The organism is Paenibacillus sp. JT31N11 (genome assembly GCF_056269285.1).
This window is the reverse complement of sequence record NZ_JBWDNQ010000007.1, coordinates 281,356-299,155: the sequence shown is the minus strand read 5'-3', so window position 1 is coordinate 299,155 and position 17,800 is coordinate 281,356. Positions and strand designations below refer to the sequence as shown.

The window sequence follows — 17,800 nt, the reverse complement described above, 5'->3', positions numbered from 1 at the left end:
GTGAAGACGCTGCCAACAGGGGGCATATCTGATATATTCCCGCATTTTGCGGTCAAAAGCAATGGCCGCTGCGGATATTCCGGCTATTCCGTCTGCTATTCACTCATCCGGCCGGGGCGATAATAGGGATAATCCATTTTTTCCTGAACCTGCCGGGCGACCTCCGGAGTGCTTAATGAATCGACGAGGAACAAGCCAAGATCAAGGGATGCGGAGACGCCGCCGCCCGTGAACACATTGCCATCCCTGACAACGCGGGACTTTACGACCTCTGAGCAATAAGGGGCAAGCAGGTCATATGCAGAAGGGTTCGTCGTAGCCCGTTTATCAGTCAAGAAACCAGACGCCTTAATCTCCACATCGCGTGCAGTTTTCACCCACGAGACAAAATCGGGGTCATGCCTAAGCTGCCTTGTAGAAAATCCGCCGGGGATAAAAATCAGATCATATCCGGAGAGATCCGGATAGACATGCGGGATTTTTATGGTTAATCCCCGATCATCCGTGATTTCCGCCTTCGTCGAACAAAAATCCCATGACACCGCTTCTTTGACTCCCAAAATGCCCAACCAGGTTACAGCTTCGTAAAAACCGCTAAAATCCAGCGTCGTCATTCCGTCAAATAAAATAAATGCCATCTTCATTCCCGTACACCGGCCTCTCGTTTGTCTGGTATAAAACAAAAAAAGCACCCGATCTGAAGAGAATCAAGTACTTTGCCCAGGCGTACGGCTGTTTGTCGGTGCGCTCCCTCATGGTTATCCATGTTTACGCCAGTAACGCACCGTTTCATGCTAGTGTTATAATCTTACATTCTTCTGCTGGAAAGTTCAAGGAGATAAAAGGAGATAAATCTCCGCCTGGTTTGTTTAGCCTTCAGCCTTCATCCTTCACTGCTATAGCCCTGTGCCTCCAGGTTCTTGCGGCTGGTTTTCATGATGAACATGTACATGAGAGCAAAACCCGCCACGCCCAGCAAAGCCGTCCCGGCGCTTATCCGGTACATCGCATGCGCGCCAAGATTCTGGAATATCCAGCCCCCGGTGACGCCCGCTACGATCCCGGACAGCCCTCCCCAGCTGAGGGCGTATACCGCTTGACCCGAGGCCCGGTATTCCTTCGGAACGAGCAGGGCGGTCAATTGCGTGCCTACATAATAATAACCTGCAAAAGTAAGACAGTGCAGGGCCTGAATGAAGATGATCTGATAAGGGGTTTCCGCCACCGACATCAGAAACCAGCGCAGCGCGTAAAGCAGACTGACAACGGCCAGACAGAAAATCATCGTTCGTTGACTTTTGCGCAAATACCGGTCAAATAGCAGGTAAACCGGAATCTCGAAGATGGATGACAGAAAAGCGGACCAGCCGATCAGAGAGTTTTTGCCTCCCAGATCGGAGATATAGATCGAAACAAATGTGTTGTTCATGGAGTTTGGAATCGAAATGAGAACGCCGATGACAAGGAACATGATAAACGGTTTGTTGGCCCATATTTGACCATAACCGACCGGGGCTCCTTTACGGCTGCCCGTTTTGCCTCCGCGGGGCAGCTTCAAGGCCAGGGCGATGGAGATGAGCATCATCACCCCGTACACGATCCACAGCTGATGAATGCCAAGTCGCTCGATGACCGGTCCTGTCGCCACCGCCATAACGGCCCACCCGAGGGAACCCCACAGACGGAAGCTGCCGAACTTAAGGCCTGTCTTGTCGGCCACATCGAGATTGAGGCTGTTGCTTTGCGAGAACAACGGGCTCTGGAAGAAAAAATAGAGCAGCATGAACGTAAAGATAAGATAGCCCGCGTTCAGAGAAAAGACGATCTGCATGACCACGGCATTGCCGATCAGCAGCATGAGCAGAACGCGCCTGGCATTCTCCAGCCGGTCGCTCCAATATCCCCAGAAGGGGTTGGAGAGGAGGGAGATGAACGGGCCTCCGGCGAGCAGCAGGCCAACCGTAAAGTTGGACATGCCGGTTTCCTTCAAATAAAGCGGAAAAAAAGTGCTGTAGACGGAGATCGCCCCATAGATGAAAAAGTTGAACGCTTTTATAAAGCCCAGGGAACGTATGTTGGTCAATGATGGGTGTGACATGTAGAGCGCTCAATCCTTTCCCGCTGACGAACCTGTTTTGGCAAGCTTCCGGTACTGCGTCGGCGTGATTCCGGTATGCGATTTGAAGATCGAGCAGAAGTATTTGTACTCCTTGTAGCCGACTTTCTCGGCGATCTCGAATACCCGCTCGTCGGTTCCGACCAGACTTGCTTTGGCCCGTTCGATGCGTACCTCATTCAGATACTCCGCGAACCCTTTGCCGAAATTTTGTTTGAACAGGATGCTGAAATAATTCGGCGTTATTTTGAGCAGGGCGGCCAGCTCAGAGGCCTTCAAATCCGTATGGTAGCTGGAATCAATATGCTTGTTGACGCGTTCGGCGATCCAGTGGTTCTTGTTGGCCAGGGAGGAATGAATCATCGCATGCAGGGACCAAAGCTCTTTGCGGAGCAGCGATTCCATGGCGCGGTAGGAGTTGTGCGTCAACAGATCGATTTCGCCCGAATTGAACGGATCGGTGCGCTCCGACAAATCCATGCCGTTCGTATGCAGTCTGCGATGCAGGATAATGCTCAATTCCTTGAAAGCCTGCAATATTTCCTTCAGCAGATAGCCCCTCTCGCGAAACTGCTGCATGATGCTCCCGATGATGTCATCCAGTTCCTCATAGCCTCCATGAAAGAGCACGTGGACCAGCTGCTTCTCCAGCTCGAACGGAGAGAACGGCAGAGGGCTCCGCCCGGAAATTTGCTCTTCATTATGAAACTGGATGGAGGGGCATTCCGGAACTGCAGCAAGCTGCAGGGCCGTGGTGGCCTCTATACTGCGGGCATAAGCCTCGTCCAATTGGGAAAAAGCCGGCGACACGCCAAAATAAAGGCGGGGGACCGGCGGTGCCATGTTCTGCGCTGCCGATAAGGCGGCAGACAAATCCAGCGGGCTCACCTGGCGGGAGCCGATGCACAGCGAAAGCAGCAGGTTCGGATGATGGAAGAAGGAAATGACTTCCTGATCGAAGGGTTTCAGCGCCGCATGAACGGTACTTTCCCAACCGATCCGCGCGGATTGCTGCGACTCCTCCGACGAATGGCTGGTCCATTCGGCATAATCCTCCAGCTGGCTGGCGATAAACCGGTAGGACGACTGGCCGTATGCGGCCAATGGCGGCGTATCGGCGTCCTTCCGTATAGCGGCTCCGCCTTGAACAAGCTGGATCATCCACTTTAACCAGCTTTCGCGCTCGCGCTTTTTTTCCCGCTCCGCATCAAGCGAGATTTCCATGCCGATTCTCTGGACCATCGCCATCAGCTCATCAATGTTGACGGGCTTCAGCAAATAATCCTCGATCCCAAGACGCAGGGCGCGGCGCGCATATTCAAAATCATCATAGCCGCTGACGATAATGATGCGGATCTGCGGCCATCTTTCCTTCAGCTCCTTGGCTAATTCAAGTCCGTCCATTCCATCCATGTTAATATCCGTGAGCACCAGATCGACAGGCTGCCCCGATACGAATTGCAGGGCCTCTACGCCGTCATAGGCTTCTCCCGCCACTTCCACGCCGATCGAATCCCAAGGAATGGTTTGTCTCAGGCCTTGGCAAATGATCGGTTCATCATCAACGATTAGCATTCGAATGGTCATGCTTCCTCCTCCTTTTCGTTCATCCAAAGAGGTATTCTTAACCTTACGCATGCTCCCGTAATGGACTGCTCCATGGGAAGCTCAACTCCGTAGCCGCTGCCGTTCACAAGCTGAATCCGTTCATGAATGTTGCTGATGGCGTGATCCAGCACGCTTTCATCGCCGGTCCTCTCCTCCAGAGCCCGGTGAATCAGAAGTCTTTTTTCCTTGGAAAACCCGATCCCCGAGTCGGTCACGTCGATAATCAAATCCGCTCCGTCCTGATAGGCGCGAACGTCGATTTTTCCGGCCTGCCGTTTGAAGCCGTGCTTGATGCTATTCTCCACCAGAGGTTGAATAACCTTCTTGAGCACCACTGCGTCCTCTAAGGATGCTTCCATAAAGAGGGAGAACCGCAGCTTGCTGCCCATCCGCTTCTGCTGCAAATTCAGATAGGCCCGGACAAATTCCATTTCACCGGCGAGCGTCGTATGATGCTTCCCGCTGTCCATGCCCATCCGGAAAAACCGGGACAAGGTCTCGATTAATTGACTGGTCTCAGGCGCCTGCTCCAGACGCGCCGTCCAGCGGATCGTATCGAGCGTGTTGTACAGAAAATGCGGATCCATCTGGCTCTGCAGGATCCGCAGATCGGATTCCTTCTGCCGGATCTCCAGCTTATATTTCTTGTCGATGAGATCTTTAATCGTGGTGACCATATTGTTGAACTGCCTGCCGAGCTCGCCGATCTCATCGCGTGAACGCACCTCGACCTGGGCCGAGAAGTCTCCGTGCTTGAGCCGGTGCGTCTCTTTCTTCAGCTCGAGGATCGGACGGATGATCGCCAGCTCGAAGCCGATTAAGGCAAGCAGGCCGAGAATCAGGATCACAAGAATCAAAATCTGCAAGGATGCTTTGATGGCCTTGGTTTTCTCCACGATCGTCTCATCCTTGACCATCGCGACAATATTCCAGCCCGTGGATTTCATATGCTGGTTAAATACGACATAGGAGGTGCCTTCCTCCTGCAAGGCGAACACGCTGCTCCGCTTGTTCACGATTTCCTGAAGCATGCTGCTGTCCGGGTAAGGATGGCCGACCAGCTTCTCGTCCGGATGCAGCAGGACGCTGCCGTCGGGGCGGACGATAAATATCGAGCCCTGATCCTTGGGAACCGGCGTTGTCAATAAATCGGTGAATTCCGTTTCGTTCAGACGCACGATCACCTGGCCGACCTGGTTGGACGGCTTCTCGAAGGAATTAATAACGCGGAACATGGAGATGACCCGTTTGCTGCCGGTCCAGCCGCTCTCCAGCGAATAGGAATCCGTCCATACGATTCCGCCCCGGTTGGCTTTCGCCAAGTCGCTCCATGGCTGCTCGAGGCCTTTGACCGGTTCGCCCATCTGCAGCTCGTTGCCGCCTACGCCCTGCAGCGAAATCGATTTGATGTACTGCTTGGACATGATCTGGAACGCGAAGAAGCCTTCGATCGCCGTTTTGTCCTTGTAGATTTGCTCCATATTGCCGGGAGTGGGCTTGGCCTCCAGAAAGCTGCGGAAATTTTCCTGATAAATCATATAGTCCGAGATATCTTCAATCGCCTTGATTTTCTCCGTCAGATTCATCTCGATGGTATTCAGGTTCTTCTCCATCGAGTCGATGAACTGCTGCCGCAGTATCGTCTCATACCGGCTCAGAATCACATAGCCGATCAGCAGAGAGGGCAGGGTGACCAGCATAATGAAGATCGCCACTGATTTTTTTCGCAAGCTGATATTGAGGAATCGGATTGCGCCTGATTTCATATGGTTTCATTCCCCCCGGGTGTCTGCATACTCCTGAGTACTCTATCGGAAGTCCTGTTCCTTCTATTATAAAGGAATCCTGGGAGGAAAGCTGACATAACAAGCGGCCAATTTCTGCAAGGAGAAGAGTGCGGGAGGCGGCATTTGAATCCGGAGAAACGGTGAAACGGCGCCCTGCGAAGATCCGATCCCTCCGGAAGCGGATGAGCGCCGGTGTGTTATCCTTTGACGGCGCCCGCCGTCATACCCTGCACAAGCTGCTTCTCCATGGCCAGGTAAAAGACGAGAAGCGGGATCAACGCCATGCTCAAGGCCGCCATCTGAAGCGTCTGGAACCGGGTCTCCGTGCCGGCGAAATTGGCGAGGCCCAGAGGCAGCGTCTTCAGAGCCGCTTTATTGATCAGAACGAGAGCAAACAGGAATTCATTCCAATTATAAATGAAATTAATGATAATAACCGTGGCCAGCGCAGGCTTGGTCATCGGCAGGATGATCGACCAGAAGATCCGGTAGATGCCGGCCCCGTCCATAATGGCGGATTCCTCGATATCCTTCGGGAATATTTTCATAAAACCCACAAGAATGAAGATCGTAATCGACAGGTGAAACGCCGTATACGGGAGAATGAGAGAGAGATGGGTATTGAGCAGCCCAACCTTTTTCATCAGAATAAAAATAGGGACGAGCGTGGTGTGGATGGGAATCGTCATCCCGATAATGAACAGGCTGTAAAGCCATCCCCGCACCCGGAATCGGAATCTGGACAGGAAGAAAGAGGTCAGCGCCCCCAGAAGCACGGTAAGCACAATCGCTCCCGCCGTCACGAGTACACTGTTCCAGAAATAAGTGCCAAGATGCGCCACTTTCCAGGCTTCGGTATAATTGCTGAAGTTCCAATACTTGGGCAGTCCCATCGGGTTGGTTGCGAAGTCCTCCTCGGTCTTGAACGAACCGACAACCATCCAGACGATCGGAATGATATTAATGATGCAGAGCACCGCTAAAAACAGATGAATGATGGTTTTCTTGCCCCGTGATGTTTGCATGGCTGCTCCTCCTTTTACGCGGCTTGCGGTGCTTAATCGTTTCGGCTGGTTGTCAATTTGGCCGCATAAATAGCGATCAGGCTGAATAGTAGAATCAGGATGGAAACGGCGCTTCCGAGCCCGAAATTCATATTGTTGAAGGCGTTGGTATACATGTAAATCGTCATGACTTCGGTATTATGGGCAGGCCCGCCGGCAGTCATCACGTAGATGAGATCGAATACCCGGAAGCTGTTGCTGATCGAGAAGATCAGAGTCACCCAGATCGTTTCCTTCAGCATCGGCAGGGTGATATGCCAGAACCGTCTCCAGCCGGTCGCTCCGTCCATAGCGGACGCTTCCCGGATCTCTTCGGGAATATTTTGCAGGCCGGCCAGAAAAATTACCATGTAGAAGCCGTAGTTTTGCCAGAGATAGGTGATGCTTACGGACAGCATGCCCCAGCGCTCGCTGCCCAGCCAGTTTTGTTTCCAGGAATCCAGATGGAGCAGGCCGAGAATGCCGTTCATTAGCCCCGATTCCGTGCTGTAGACCATATTCCAGATCATCGAAACAATAACCGCCGAGATGATGACGGGGAGAAACAAAGCGGACCGGTATATTTTGAGGCCTCTCAAAGAGCGGTTCAGCAGCAGAGCGAAAAACAGCCCCAGGGGCAGCTGGCCCACGATTCCGCTGACCATCATGAACAGATTGTTTTTGACGCCTTTCCAGAAGATATCGTCCTCCAATATGGAGGTGTAATTGTCCCAGCCCGCGAAGGTCATGTCGGACAGACCGTCCCAATTGAAGAAGGAATAGTAGAAGGACATCGCAATAGGAACCATCGCGAAGCCGATATAAATAATCAGGGCGGGGAGCATCCCGATAAAAATAGTGAGCGCCATCCGCTTCGTTATCGTCATAGTTGGCCCTCCTTTGCTGTGGGTTTTCTTATAAGGGGGATGAAGGGCGGCCGGGGACAAGCCTCAGCCGCCTTTATACAATAAATCCCTGATCCGTCTTTCAGTTATATCCAGATTGCGAGAGACTTCGAGCCCGCAGCGATTTCATCTGCCGTCATCTCGCGGCCTAACGCGTCGGAGAGGTACAGGCCTTCGCTGATCAGCATGGTCGAAAGCGCGATTTCGCCCGTCGGCAGAAGGCTGACACGGCCCTGCAGGGCAGCAATCCAGTGCTGCTGGGAGGAATCGTACGCATCTTCATTCTCTCTCATCCGGTGCCAGCGGGTATCCATCCGGTTCAAGTCGATCCGGCTGTCCAGATCCATATCGGCAACGGTCGTATGATAGCTGAATTCGGAGGTTTGCTCCGCCGAATGATAGGCGGGAAGCCGGATGCCGCCCCGTGAGCCGATAATGCTGCTGCCTTCAACGCCGCCAAGATGAACGGCCCAGGCTTCGAAAATATCCAGTGTCACGCCGCCTTGAAAGGTGACGAAGCCAAGCGCGAGCTCTTCCACGTCGAATCCGCTTTGCGCGCCTCTTTGCGGATCCATATCCATCTCTTGAATTAATTTGCCGGTGACCCGTGCGAGCGGCGGGTTCCCGAGCAAATACAGCATTTGGGCGATATGGTATACGCCCATATCCAGAAGGGCGCCGCCGCCTGCGCTTTCCTTCCTCGTGAAATGGGCGGTGCCGAAGCCGTCTACAAAAGGGCGGCCCCGGCGCCTGAAGCCGCTCGACCGGGCATGAAACAGCTTGCCCAATTGTCCGTCGTCGATCAGTGCCTTCGCGGCCTTCGTTTCCTTCTTGTACAGCATGCCCAGCTGGATATGCAGCATCTTTCCGGACTCGCGGGCGGCATCCACCATCCATTTACCGTCGTGATAAGAACCGGCGATCGGTTTCTCGCAATAAACATGCTTGCCGGCCTGGAGCGCTGCGATCGTCAGCGGCGCATGAAAGTTATTATGCAGACATACATCTACCGCATCGATATCATCCCGCGCCAGCAGCTCTTTATAATCCGTGTAAACATCGGGAACCCCGTATTTCTCCGCAGTCTCCCGGGCTTCCCGTTCGTTGATGTCGCATACGGCAACCACCTGCGCGCCTTCAATGCGGGAATAGTTGTCCAGATGCTGCTTGCCGATGATCCCTACGCCTATAACGCCGATTCTGATTTTTGCATTTTCCAATGTTTACGCCTCCAATTTCTGCCCGGCAGTCCGGTTTACCGCCGCCAGCAGTCTTTTCATTGAGGCCAATGCCCATTCAATCTCGATGTACGGATCGGACGGGGCGTTATATTCGACCGCCCAATATCCTTCATATCCGCTGTCTGCCAGCGCCTTGACGGCATCTTCCGCTCCTGGGGAAGCAAGCGTCCGGGCATCCAGATGTACGTGGTTTACCCAAGGGGCAACAAGCCGGTTTCCCTGTTCACCGGTGTCATTCCATCGTCCGATGTGAAGCAGAATACCATATCCCGGGTGATCGACAGCTTCAGCGATCCGCTTCATCCACCTGGGATCGAGCGATACGCCCGTATGATTCTCGGGGCCAACCGTAAACCCGTAATCGGCGGCGAGCTGTGCATATTCCCGATAGCGTAGAACCGTATACACGAACTGCTCCTCCGTCATCTCGCCGGGTCCCCGGTTGGCATCGATCCGAACCGTCCGGGCTCCCAAGAGATGCGCAGCATGCAGATGCGCCAGCGCATTGCGGTGAAGCTGCTGCCTGACATCGGGATCCGGGTCCCACAAGTGGGCCCGGTCCACGATCAGGTTGGCGACGGTCAGCTGCTTCTCGTCAAGCGATCGTTTGATTTTGCGGAGATGGTCATCGCTTGCGAGCTTCCAGAGCGGAACGCTGCGATCTGTGAAGAAAGCGTTCCACAGATCCACAGCTTCCAGCCTGTAGCGGTGCTTGACCGTCTCCAGATAGCCGAAGATGTCCATTTCGCCTTCGCTGAACAGCTGGTAGAAGGAGAATCCTCCAAGGGAAGCTTTCACTTGCCATTCCTCCATTCCCTGACCAGACGGGATATACGCTCCGCCCGAATTATTTGATCTTATCCATGGCCTCTTGCATATCCTGAGCGACCTGTTCCGGCGTTTTCTGCTTCATTGTGATGGCTTGAAGGTCGTTCTCGATCACATCCTTGATCGTTGCCGGCATTACGCTGTCGAACACAAGGGCATCGCCGTTCTTGGTCAGCTCGATCATTTCCTTCAAATATTTGCTCGTATCCGCAGGCATTTCCACCGTAGCCGGAACGACAATGCCTTTGCTCATCAGGTTCTGGTACAATTCAGGGGCGTAGAAGTACTGCAGGAATTTGAGCGCCGCATCTTTCTTCGCTCCGCTTAATTCTTTGCTCAGCCCGATACCGTATTGGACGACTCCGGCACTTTTGCCTGCCGAGCCTTTGCCGCCTTCGATGGAAGGGAACAGCGCAATGCCGATGTTATCCGGGTTTTCCGTATTGCTGACGCGGAATTTGGTATCGATCGTCGAGCTTGTCATGGTCATGGCGGATTTCTTCTGCAGGAAATAATCCTGCACCTGCACTTCGTCCATCGTGTTCACATCGGAATTGAACGCTTCGGCCTTGTTCAGCTCATCGAGAATGCCCAGTGCCTTGACATAGTCGGGATCTGTGAATTTAGCTTCGCCCTGCTTGACCTTGGTGAGGAAATCGGTGCCGGCAACGCGGTCTCCGACAGCCGACATGAAAGTGGACTGCAGCGGCCATCTGTTCTTGTTGCCGATACCCATCGGCGTGACGCCTGACGCTTTCAGCTTCTTCACCAGGTCAAGAAAGTCGGCATAGGTCGTCGGAAATTCATTGTAGCCAACCTTCGCCAGCATATCTTTATGGTAGTAGATGATATCGACAAAGGTCATTTTCGTCGGGATGGCGTACTGCTTGCCATCTACGTTATAACCGGCCAACGCCTGAGCGGGAAGGACGTCTTTCCAGTTGTCCATGATTTCATCAATGGGCATCAGCACATCGGCGTCGATGTAAGGGTCCATATCGATGCCGGGAAACAGGATGAACATGTCGGGCATGCTGTTTCCGGCCGCTTCCGTGCGCAGCTTGGTACGGTACTGTGCGGAAGGGATATCCTGCGCTTCGATTGTGATGTTCGGATTCAGCTCCTGAAATTTCTTGATCCGCTCCTTGTACAGCTCATTGTCCACATTGGGACTCGACCAGTTGTCCTCCATGGTGAGCGTAACCTTCTCATCGGATGCCGTCTGAGGCTGACCGTTCTCCGTGGCGGTGTTGTTGTTCCCGCAAGCTGTAATGACAATCAGTGCAACAGAAGCAACAGCAAGAAGTGATTTCCGAAAAAAACCTGTACCCATACACATTCCCCTCATCTTATGTTATTTTTGTTGACATTAACCTTACGGGAATATTATATAATGAGCTCATTTGCTCTTACTATCCCGGCGAATTATGATAACATCCAAATTTTTAATGCAGATACAGGACATGATACTTGTTTTTCGGGTATATCGCGATTGGACAGCCGTCGGGTTGAAAATAATGAAAAGCCCTGCTATTGCGCATTTTGGCGGGAAGCAGGGCAGGGTACCACCGATTATACAAGGGGGCAAAATGCTGCTGCCGACAGAAGAAATATGCGGCCGGCCGCCGTTATGCAGGGCCCGTACGCACCGGGATACTGCGCGGCGGGATAAAAGCCGGACTCACCACGCGGCCACTTCTCCGTCCGCCCTTGGTTCCGTGCCGCCAGCCAATACGCCGGTTGCGGAATCCCGCCAGATGATCTGTCCCCGTCCGAACATGCCCGAATCCAGCGCACGCTGCACCACATGTCCTCTTCTGGCCAGAGCCTGGGCGATGTGATCGGGGAACTGCGGTTCCACTTCGATTATCTTTTCTTTAATCCAGCGCCATCTCGGCGCATCCAGCGTTGCCTGCGGATTAAGATGAAAATCGATGGCGTTCATCACGACCTGCACATGCGCTTGCGGCTGGATCGATCCGCACATCACGCCGAAGGGGCCGACCGGCATTCCGTCCTTCGTGATAAAACCCGGAATTATCGTATGGTAGGTCTTCTTCCGGGGCGCAAGGGCGTTAGCGTGGTCAGGGTCCATGGAAAATCCGGCACCCCGGTTCTGCATGCAAATTCCCGTCCCGGGAATAACAATTCCGGAGCCGAAGTCGCCGGAATGGCTCTGGATGAACGAGACCATATTGCCCTCGCCATCCGCCGCTGCCAAATAAACCGTGCCTCCCTTAGGCGGCTCGCCGGCCAATGGAAGCAAAGCTTCCATCCCGATCAATGATCTCCGCTGCTCAGCATAAGCCTCGGAGAGCAGTTCCTGGACGGTGACCTTCATGCTGCGGGGGTCCGTAATATATTTCAGACCGTCCACATAAGCCAGCTTCACAGCCTCAATCTGCTTGTGGTAGGTGGCTACCGTATCCTTCGCGTCAAAATCCATGCCTTTGAGAATGTTAAGCGCGATCAGAGCGACGAGACCTTGTCCGTTCGGGGGGATTTCCCAGATATCGTAGCCCCGGTAATTTACGCTGATCGGATCTACCCACTCCGGTCTGTATTGGGCCAAATCCTCTTTGCTCAGGAATCCGCCATGCTTGCGGAAGAAAGCATCGATCTGTTCCGCCAGTTCTCCGCGATAGAACGATTCCGCCCGGGTCTCGGCAATCGAGCGCAGTGTACGGGCATGATCCGCTGAGCGCCAAATCTCGCCTGCATCGGGTGCGCGGCCGTCGGGCGCGAACGTGTCCATCCACGGCTCATGCACTTCATTGTTCAAGGCGCTGATATTGTCATAGCCCAGCTTCCAGTATTTCGCTATTGTCGGAGATACCGGGAAGCCGTTCTCCGCGTATTCGATCGCCGGCTTCAGCACTTCCCCGAGCGGAAGACGGCCGAACCGTTCCGACAAAGCGGCCCAGGCCGCCGGCGTTCCGGGAACGGTAACCGGCAGCATGCCGTAGGCCGGGATTTTGTCATATCCGGCGGCTCGGACTTTATCGATTGAGATCGATTCGGGAGACGGGCCGCTGGCGTTCAAGCCGTGCAGCTTGCCGTCGATCCAGACGATGGCGAAGGAGTCGCCTCCGATGCTGTTGGAATTCGGCTCGACGACAGTCAGGCATGCGGCTGCGGCGATGGCCGCATCCACCGCGTTGCCCCCCGCTTTAAGCATATCGAGGCCCGCCTGTGCGGCAAGCGGCTGGGTGGTGGCGACCATTCCTTTTTTTGCGTAGGTTACCATCCTTCTGGAGGGGTAAGGATTCCATAAGGCGTCATAATTCATGCTGCATCTCTCCTCCTCTGCTGCTTCAATCAACTGAATAAGGTTCTTCAAGCTGATGTATGCGCTTTATTTTTTGTTCAATAGAACGACTTAGCCCATTCTTCTTTACGTAAGGTTAATGTGTTTATTATAATCCGTGTCATTCAGAACCGATATCCTACGCAAATATGATAATATCCCAAAATATTAAACGGGTTTGAGGCCTATTCTTTTTTCGCTATATTGCTCCAAACCTACACACGTTGTACACAGATGTCTTCTATACTTGGTCGTGAGGTTACAAATGGAGGTGTGGCTCGCATGATGAAGAGAGCAGGAAGAACGCCGTGTCCGGTATAAGCTTGTGATAACATGACGGTATAAGAATGCATGCTGCAGCTTAAATTAAGATACACAAGATTGCAGGCAGATATGGAGTGTACAGCAATGAAACGAAGTATATTGTTAGTAGAAGATGATATGCTTATGCGTGAATTTATAACGGATTATTTCATAAAGGAACAATGGGAAGTGCATGAGGCGGAGAACGGAAGACTCGCGCTGGAAATTTTTGAACGGACCTCCGTTGATCTGATTGTTCTGGACATCATGATGCCGGAAATGGACGGATGGTCGGTATGCCGGCGCATTCGCGAGAAATCGGACGTGCCGATCATCATGATCACGGCAAGGGCGGAGGACGATGACCAGGTTATGGGGTATGAGCTTGGCGCCGATGAATATGTGACGAAGCCCTTGAGTCCAAGGGTACTGGTAGCCCGCGCTACTGCATTAATGAAAAGAACCGAAGGAACGATCGGACGCGAAGGGGACATGCTGGTCTATGGGGATTTATTGGTGAACAGAATGGCGCATACGGTATCTGTTGCGGGCAATACGATCAATCTGTCGCCGAAGGAGTACGATCTGCTCCTCTTTCTCACCAGGCACTACGGCAAGGTCCTGCCCCGCGAGTATATTCTGGATTCGGTATGGGGTTACGATTACCTGGGGGATTTGCGCACAGTCGACACCCATATCAAAAAATTAAGAGCCAAGCTCGGAGACGAAGGCCGGTATATCGGCACCGTCATTCGTGCAGGCTATAAATTTGACATGGAAGCATGAGAAGGCGCGGCGTAGTCCTTAAACTTTTCATTGTCACATCTGTTCTGATTTTAATTGTTTTTTCCCTGGTTATGCTGGCGGAAGGATTGTTTTTCGAGCGGTTTTACCGGTCGTCCAAGATCCATGCGTTAGAGAGGAATATGAATCAATTCGCGGATCAATTCGAACAGGCGGAAGCGGGCGGACAGCAGGTGTCGCGGCTGCTCGGCGCCTTTATGAACCATAATGATACCAGCACGGCAATCTTGAATGACCGGTTTGAACGGACAGCTATCAATCCCTATTTTCTGAAGCTGCAAGTGGGCAGCAAGACGGTTACCATTCCTATCCCGCAGGATGGAATGACAATCAATTCCATCCCGCAAGGGATGCAAATCGGCGATACGCTGGTGGTCGACGGGATTTTCATGGATGAGGCGGATACCGTCATGCAGCCCGTGGTCATCCAACAGAAGAATTCGGAGCTTGAACAGGGTTTGATGCGTGTGAAAGGGAGAATAACGGATTTGATGCTCCCCGAGCAGCGGTCGTACAACCCTCTCTATCAGGATTCCCTTATCGACGATGCGCTTGAGGACTGGAGAGAGCAGTCGGAACAATACGGTTCCCTGCTGCAGGATGGTTCCCCTGTTCAAGTGGAATGGACAGATGAATGGAGCGGCGTCAGTTACGCGGTTCTGATCCGGGAGCTGCCCGAGGGTAAGAGCGGGGATCGTTATTTATTCGTCATGACCTCGCTGCAGCCTGTCGGGGAAGCGGTCGAGACACTGAAGCAATATTTTATTTATATCGCGCCTGTCATTCTAATCCTTGTAATCATTCTGTCCCTGATTTATTCCCGAATTGTCTCCCGTCCGTTAGTGATGCTGAGCCGCTCGGCGGCGCGTCTTGCGAAACTGGATTTTACCGCACAGCCTGAAATCCGTTCAAAGGATGAATTCGGGGATCTTTCGCGCGATATGACTGCGTTATCCCGGAATTTGGATGCAGCTCTGAAGGAGCTTACCCATGCGAATGAGAAGCTGCAGGAGGATATCCAAGACAAGGAGCGGTCCGAGCAGCTTCGCAAAGAGCTGATCGCGAACATCTCGCATGAGCTGAAGACGCCGCTCGGCATCGTTAAAGGATTTGCCGAGGGGCTGCAGGACGGGGTGGCGAGCGATAAAAGAGACCGTTATCTTGCTCTCATCGTCAATGAAACGGATCGGATGAACGCTTTAATTCTGGATATGCTGGAGCTTTCCAAATTTGAAGTCAAGGCCGTTCGGCTGCAGCCGGGAAGCCTGTCGATGACAAGCCTTGTCCATAAGGCGGCTGATTCGTTTTCCGGGCAATTGGAGAGCAAGCGACTGCAGGTCAGGTTAAGCCAGGAGGATGAGGAGGTACCGTTAGTCGCGGCAGACCCCAGACGAATCGAACAGGTAGTCATGAATTTATTGAGCAACGCCATTCGGCATGCGGTGGAGAACAGTGTCATTACAATTGACATCAGGCGGACTTCTCCGGGAAAGGTAACTACAGTTATCGAAAATACCGGACCGCCCATTGCAGAGGCGGATATGGGCCGGATATGGGATCACTTCTACCGGGCCGAGCGTTCACGGGACCGTAAATCCGGAGGGACTGGTCTGGGACTTGCGATCGTCAAGCATATTCTCGAGCTTCACGGAAGCGAGTATGGTGCGGTCAACACGAGTCAAGGCGTCGCATTTTCTTTTACATTAAATGAAAGCAGAGGAGAACACCATGAATAACAAGAAAATCATCTATCTTATTACTGCTCTGGTTGCGCTGATTCTGATCAGCGCGTGCGGTGCAAAATCAAACAACGGATTATCGGATACTGAAAACGCGAACCCGGCTGAAACCAATCAAGGAAATACCGCCGGCCAGAACGGCGATGCGGCGAATTCTCCAGACAATACCGCGGCTCAGGACGGCAATGCTGCGAATTCCCTGGACAATGCCGCCTCTAATGAGGGCGCTGCGGCGAATTCCCCAAACAATGCCGCCGCTGATGGCAGTGCAGCAGATTCCGACAAGGAAATTTTAATTATTATCGATCAGACTCCCAAGCCGATTGAGGGAAACAGTTTCGATTTTGTGGTGAACAAGCTCCCGGAAGGGTACTCGATGAGTCAAATTCAGTGGGTTTCCGAGAAGACCCAGATTACCAATACAATAGCGGAAGCCATTGAACACGGGCAAAACGGGGAAGACGGGTTCTACATCAGCGGAGACGGACAATTCTCCGGCTTCTTCTATCCGGATACGATGAAGGGCGAGGAAGGCGAGGTAAGCTTCCTGTTCAAGGATGATCAAGGCCAGGAGTTAACCTGGAAAAAGAAAATAACCTTGAATTAATGCCTCAGCAGAGGCAGCAAGTGTTGAACGGGTTTGAAAACAGAGCAGTCCCAATGGGATTGCTCTTTTCTATCTATGTTATTCCCGGCAAACCATCAACAGGTTATCGTCGGGGTCTTTGATGACGAACCAGTGATCCTGCTGGATATCCGTGACCAGGTTAATGTTATTTTCTTGGGCAAAAGAATAGGAAGCCTGCAGGTCACGGGTCACCAGCATAAACGCCGGCGTCTTTGTATTTGGGGCGCCTCCGGGTTCCTTCCCGCCCCACATCGGCATCGTGTCCAGGATAAGACCCGTTCCCTCCATCGGCAGCGGGCAGAGATGGCCGTTCATGATTTCGCAATCTCCCGGAGACAGCCCCAGCAAGCGGCAGTACCAATCCCGCGACCGCTTAATATCCCGGACCGGCACAAAAACACTACCGACCTTGTTCCTGATCGGACTTTGCCCAGCCGCCTTCTGCCGTTCTTCCCGGCCTGAATGACTCATATCCATTCCCCCTGCTCAAATTTTTGATTTCGCCGTTCCGATTTCCTGGCAGGCCCGCCATTAACTCCCTGACAGGGAGGTTCCGGTCTCCAGCAATGTCTTCATACCCGACAGAACAACAGGCAACCCGCCTTCAAGTATCCGGGAAGTATGGGGCGACAGCTCGAATTCGTCATGTGTGACGGTTACAAGTGTGACCCCTTCCATCTCGTCATGAGGCTCGATCTCCCATGTGAGGCAGGAGGGAATTTCCTCTGCAGTCTCGGCCAATGCGAGCAGCTGCCAGGACATGACAAGCCTGCGGGGAGGGTCAAAGGCGATGATGGTTCCTTTAGCCTGAACCTGTCCTTCCGGGCTCAGAATCTCATAAGGAGAGTCGATTCCCCAGTCGGACCGGATAAAGCCATTATACCAATATTTAGATGTCATAGACGGGTCGGTAAGGGCTTGCCATACCTTTTCGGGAGTCGACCGGATAGCAATGCGGTTAATGTGACGTGGCTTATGCTCCATAACAGGTTCACGCTCCAGTTCAGATTTCATGGCGGTTAGTTGTAAAGCCCAGGGCTCGGCATATTTGCTGACCCATCGTTCATAAATTTGCCTGATCGGCACGGGATTCAGATAATGCAATTTCTCTCTGCTGACCTTCCTTGTCGTAATAAGGCCTGCTTCCTCCAGCAGATTAAGATGCTTCATGACGCCGAACCTGGACATGTCCAGATGCGTGCACAGCTCGCTTAATGTGCGTCCATCCGATTCCTGCAGCAGATCCAGCAGTGTGCGCCGACTTGGGTCGGCCAGCGCTTTAAATATATCGTTTACCAGCCGGCACACCCCCTATAGATTATTCGATCCGGATCCGTTATCCGGGAAAAGCGCATATAATTCTTATCGTGGTATTGACATGTTACTTAATGGTAACATAATATAAAGGTGACTTTATGGTCACATTATATCATGCCCCGGTAAAAGCGACAACTCTTTGTGCTTACTGCGCACGCGTTACGGGGTGGGGAA

15 protein-coding genes and 1 riboswitch are annotated in these 17,800 nt (G+C 52.8%); of the genes, 3 read left to right on the top strand and 12 right to left on the bottom strand.

Translation table 11 applies throughout. The annotated features are described in order from the left end of the window. Positions 1-95: 95 nt before the first annotated feature. From AC0YNV_RS23940 to AC0YNV_RS23895, 10 genes are all read right to left on the bottom strand, one after another. Positions 96-644, bottom strand: a complete 549-nt coding sequence (locus AC0YNV_RS23940) for a DJ-1/PfpI family protein (RefSeq protein ID WP_475770262.1) — start codon at positions 642-644, stop codon at positions 96-98. A 67-nt stretch (positions 645-711) separates the two neighbouring features. After that, positions 712-791, bottom strand: a riboswitch (ZMP/ZTP riboswitch). 92 nt (positions 792-883) lie between these two features. Next, positions 884-2,098 (bottom strand): MFS transporter, encoded by a 1,215-nt coding sequence (locus AC0YNV_RS23935; RefSeq protein WP_475770261.1) that lies wholly within the window; start codon positions 2,096-2,098, stop codon positions 884-886. Between the two features lie 9 nt (positions 2,099-2,107). Beyond that, the gene (locus AC0YNV_RS23930) at positions 2,108-3,703 is read right to left on the bottom strand and encodes a response regulator (RefSeq protein WP_475770260.1); all 1,596 of its coding nucleotides are present in this window, start codon (positions 3,701-3,703) and stop codon (positions 2,108-2,110) included. Continuing rightward, positions 3,700-5,490 (bottom strand): sensor histidine kinase, encoded by a 1,791-nt coding sequence (locus AC0YNV_RS23925; RefSeq protein ID WP_475770259.1) that lies wholly within the window; start codon positions 5,488-5,490, stop codon positions 3,700-3,702. The genes AC0YNV_RS23930 and AC0YNV_RS23925 overlap by 4 nt, the downstream gene beginning before the upstream one ends. A gap of 218 nt (positions 5,491-5,708) precedes the next feature. Beyond that, the gene (locus tag AC0YNV_RS23920; RefSeq protein ID WP_475770258.1) at positions 5,709-6,536 is read right to left on the bottom strand and encodes a carbohydrate ABC transporter permease; all 828 of its coding nucleotides are present in this window, start codon (positions 6,534-6,536) and stop codon (positions 5,709-5,711) included. 32 nt (positions 6,537-6,568) lie between these two features. Then, a complete protein-coding gene (locus tag AC0YNV_RS23915; protein WP_475770257.1) occupies positions 6,569-7,441 on the bottom strand; it encodes a carbohydrate ABC transporter permease in 873 nt (290 codons plus the stop codon). Positions 7,442-7,545: 104 nt separating this feature from the next. Beyond that, positions 7,546-8,679: a Gfo/Idh/MocA family protein gene (locus AC0YNV_RS23910; protein WP_475770256.1), complete on the bottom strand. Its 1,134-nt coding sequence runs from the start codon at positions 8,677-8,679 to the stop codon at positions 7,546-7,548. Between the two features lie 3 nt (positions 8,680-8,682). Continuing rightward, a complete protein-coding gene (locus tag AC0YNV_RS23905; RefSeq protein ID WP_475770255.1) occupies positions 8,683-9,498 on the bottom strand; it encodes a sugar phosphate isomerase/epimerase family protein in 816 nt (271 codons plus the stop codon). Positions 9,499-9,547: 49 nt separating this feature from the next. Further along, a complete protein-coding gene (locus tag AC0YNV_RS23900; RefSeq protein ID WP_210038674.1) occupies positions 9,548-10,861 on the bottom strand; it encodes an extracellular solute-binding protein in 1,314 nt (437 codons plus the stop codon). Between the two features lie 348 nt (positions 10,862-11,209). Beyond that, positions 11,210-12,817 carry a gamma-glutamyltransferase family protein gene (locus AC0YNV_RS23895; RefSeq protein ID WP_475770254.1) on the bottom strand — a complete coding sequence of 536 codons (1,608 nt, stop codon included), beginning with the start codon at positions 12,815-12,817 and terminating at the stop codon, positions 11,210-11,212. Positions 12,818-13,243: 426 nt separating this feature from the next. Here AC0YNV_RS23895 and AC0YNV_RS23890 point away from each other — a divergent pair, with 426 nt between their 5' ends. From AC0YNV_RS23890 to AC0YNV_RS23880, 3 genes are all read left to right on the top strand, one after another. Then, positions 13,244-13,924: a response regulator transcription factor gene (locus AC0YNV_RS23890; protein WP_475770253.1), complete on the top strand. Its 681-nt coding sequence runs from the start codon at positions 13,244-13,246 to the stop codon at positions 13,922-13,924. 140 nt (positions 13,925-14,064) lie between these two features. Continuing rightward, positions 14,065-15,678, top strand: coding sequence for a sensor histidine kinase (locus AC0YNV_RS23885; RefSeq protein WP_475770252.1), 1,614 nt, complete (start codon positions 14,065-14,067; stop codon positions 15,676-15,678). Next, positions 15,671-16,288, top strand: a complete 618-nt coding sequence (locus tag AC0YNV_RS23880; RefSeq protein ID WP_475770251.1) for a hypothetical protein — start codon at positions 15,671-15,673, stop codon at positions 16,286-16,288. The genes AC0YNV_RS23885 and AC0YNV_RS23880 overlap by 8 nt, the downstream gene beginning before the upstream one ends. A 78-nt stretch (positions 16,289-16,366) precedes the next feature. On the opposite strand, the gene AC0YNV_RS23875 is transcribed toward AC0YNV_RS23880, so the two are convergent. Beyond that, positions 16,367-16,780: a VOC family protein gene (locus tag AC0YNV_RS23875; protein ID WP_475770250.1), complete on the bottom strand. Its 414-nt coding sequence runs from the start codon at positions 16,778-16,780 to the stop codon at positions 16,367-16,369. Between the two features lie 60 nt (positions 16,781-16,840). Next, complete coding sequence (locus AC0YNV_RS23870; protein WP_475770249.1) at positions 16,841-17,617, bottom strand: ArsR/SmtB family transcription factor; 777 nt, start codon at positions 17,615-17,617, stop codon at positions 16,841-16,843. Positions 17,618-17,800 lie beyond the last annotated feature (183 nt).

Coding starts and splice junctions, on each gene's coding strand:
- AC0YNV_RS23875 (WP_475770250.1), bottom strand. CDS start 16,780: ATGAGTCATTCAGGCCGGGAAGAACGGCAGAAGGCGGCTGGGCAAAGT.
- AC0YNV_RS23880 (WP_475770251.1), top strand. CDS start 15,671: ATGAATAACAAGAAAATCATCTATCTTATTACTGCTCTGGTTGCGCTG.
- AC0YNV_RS23890 (WP_475770253.1), top strand. CDS start 13,244: ATGAAACGAAGTATATTGTTAGTAGAAGATGATATGCTTATGCGTGAA.
- AC0YNV_RS23895 (WP_475770254.1), bottom strand. CDS start 12,817: ATGAATTATGACGCCTTATGGAATCCTTACCCCTCCAGAAGGATGGTA.
- AC0YNV_RS23900 (WP_210038674.1), bottom strand. CDS start 10,861: ATGGGTACAGGTTTTTTTCGGAAATCACTTCTTGCTGTTGCTTCTGTT.
- AC0YNV_RS23930 (WP_475770260.1), bottom strand. CDS start 3,703: ATGACCATTCGAATGCTAATCGTTGATGATGAACCGATCATTTGCCAA.
- AC0YNV_RS23885 (WP_475770252.1), top strand. CDS start 14,065: ATGAATCAATTCGCGGATCAATTCGAACAGGCGGAAGCGGGCGGACAG.
- AC0YNV_RS23920 (WP_475770258.1), bottom strand. CDS start 6,536: ATGCAAACATCACGGGGCAAGAAAACCATCATTCATCTGTTTTTAGCG.
- AC0YNV_RS23915 (WP_475770257.1), bottom strand. CDS start 7,441: ATGACGATAACGAAGCGGATGGCGCTCACTATTTTTATCGGGATGCTC.
- AC0YNV_RS23925 (WP_475770259.1), bottom strand. CDS start 5,490: ATGAAATCAGGCGCAATCCGATTCCTCAATATCAGCTTGCGAAAAAAA.
- AC0YNV_RS23940 (WP_475770262.1), bottom strand. CDS start 644: ATGAAGATGGCATTTATTTTATTTGACGGAATGACGACGCTGGATTTT.
- AC0YNV_RS23935 (WP_475770261.1), bottom strand. CDS start 2,098: ATGTCACACCCATCATTGACCAACATACGTTCCCTGGGCTTTATAAAA.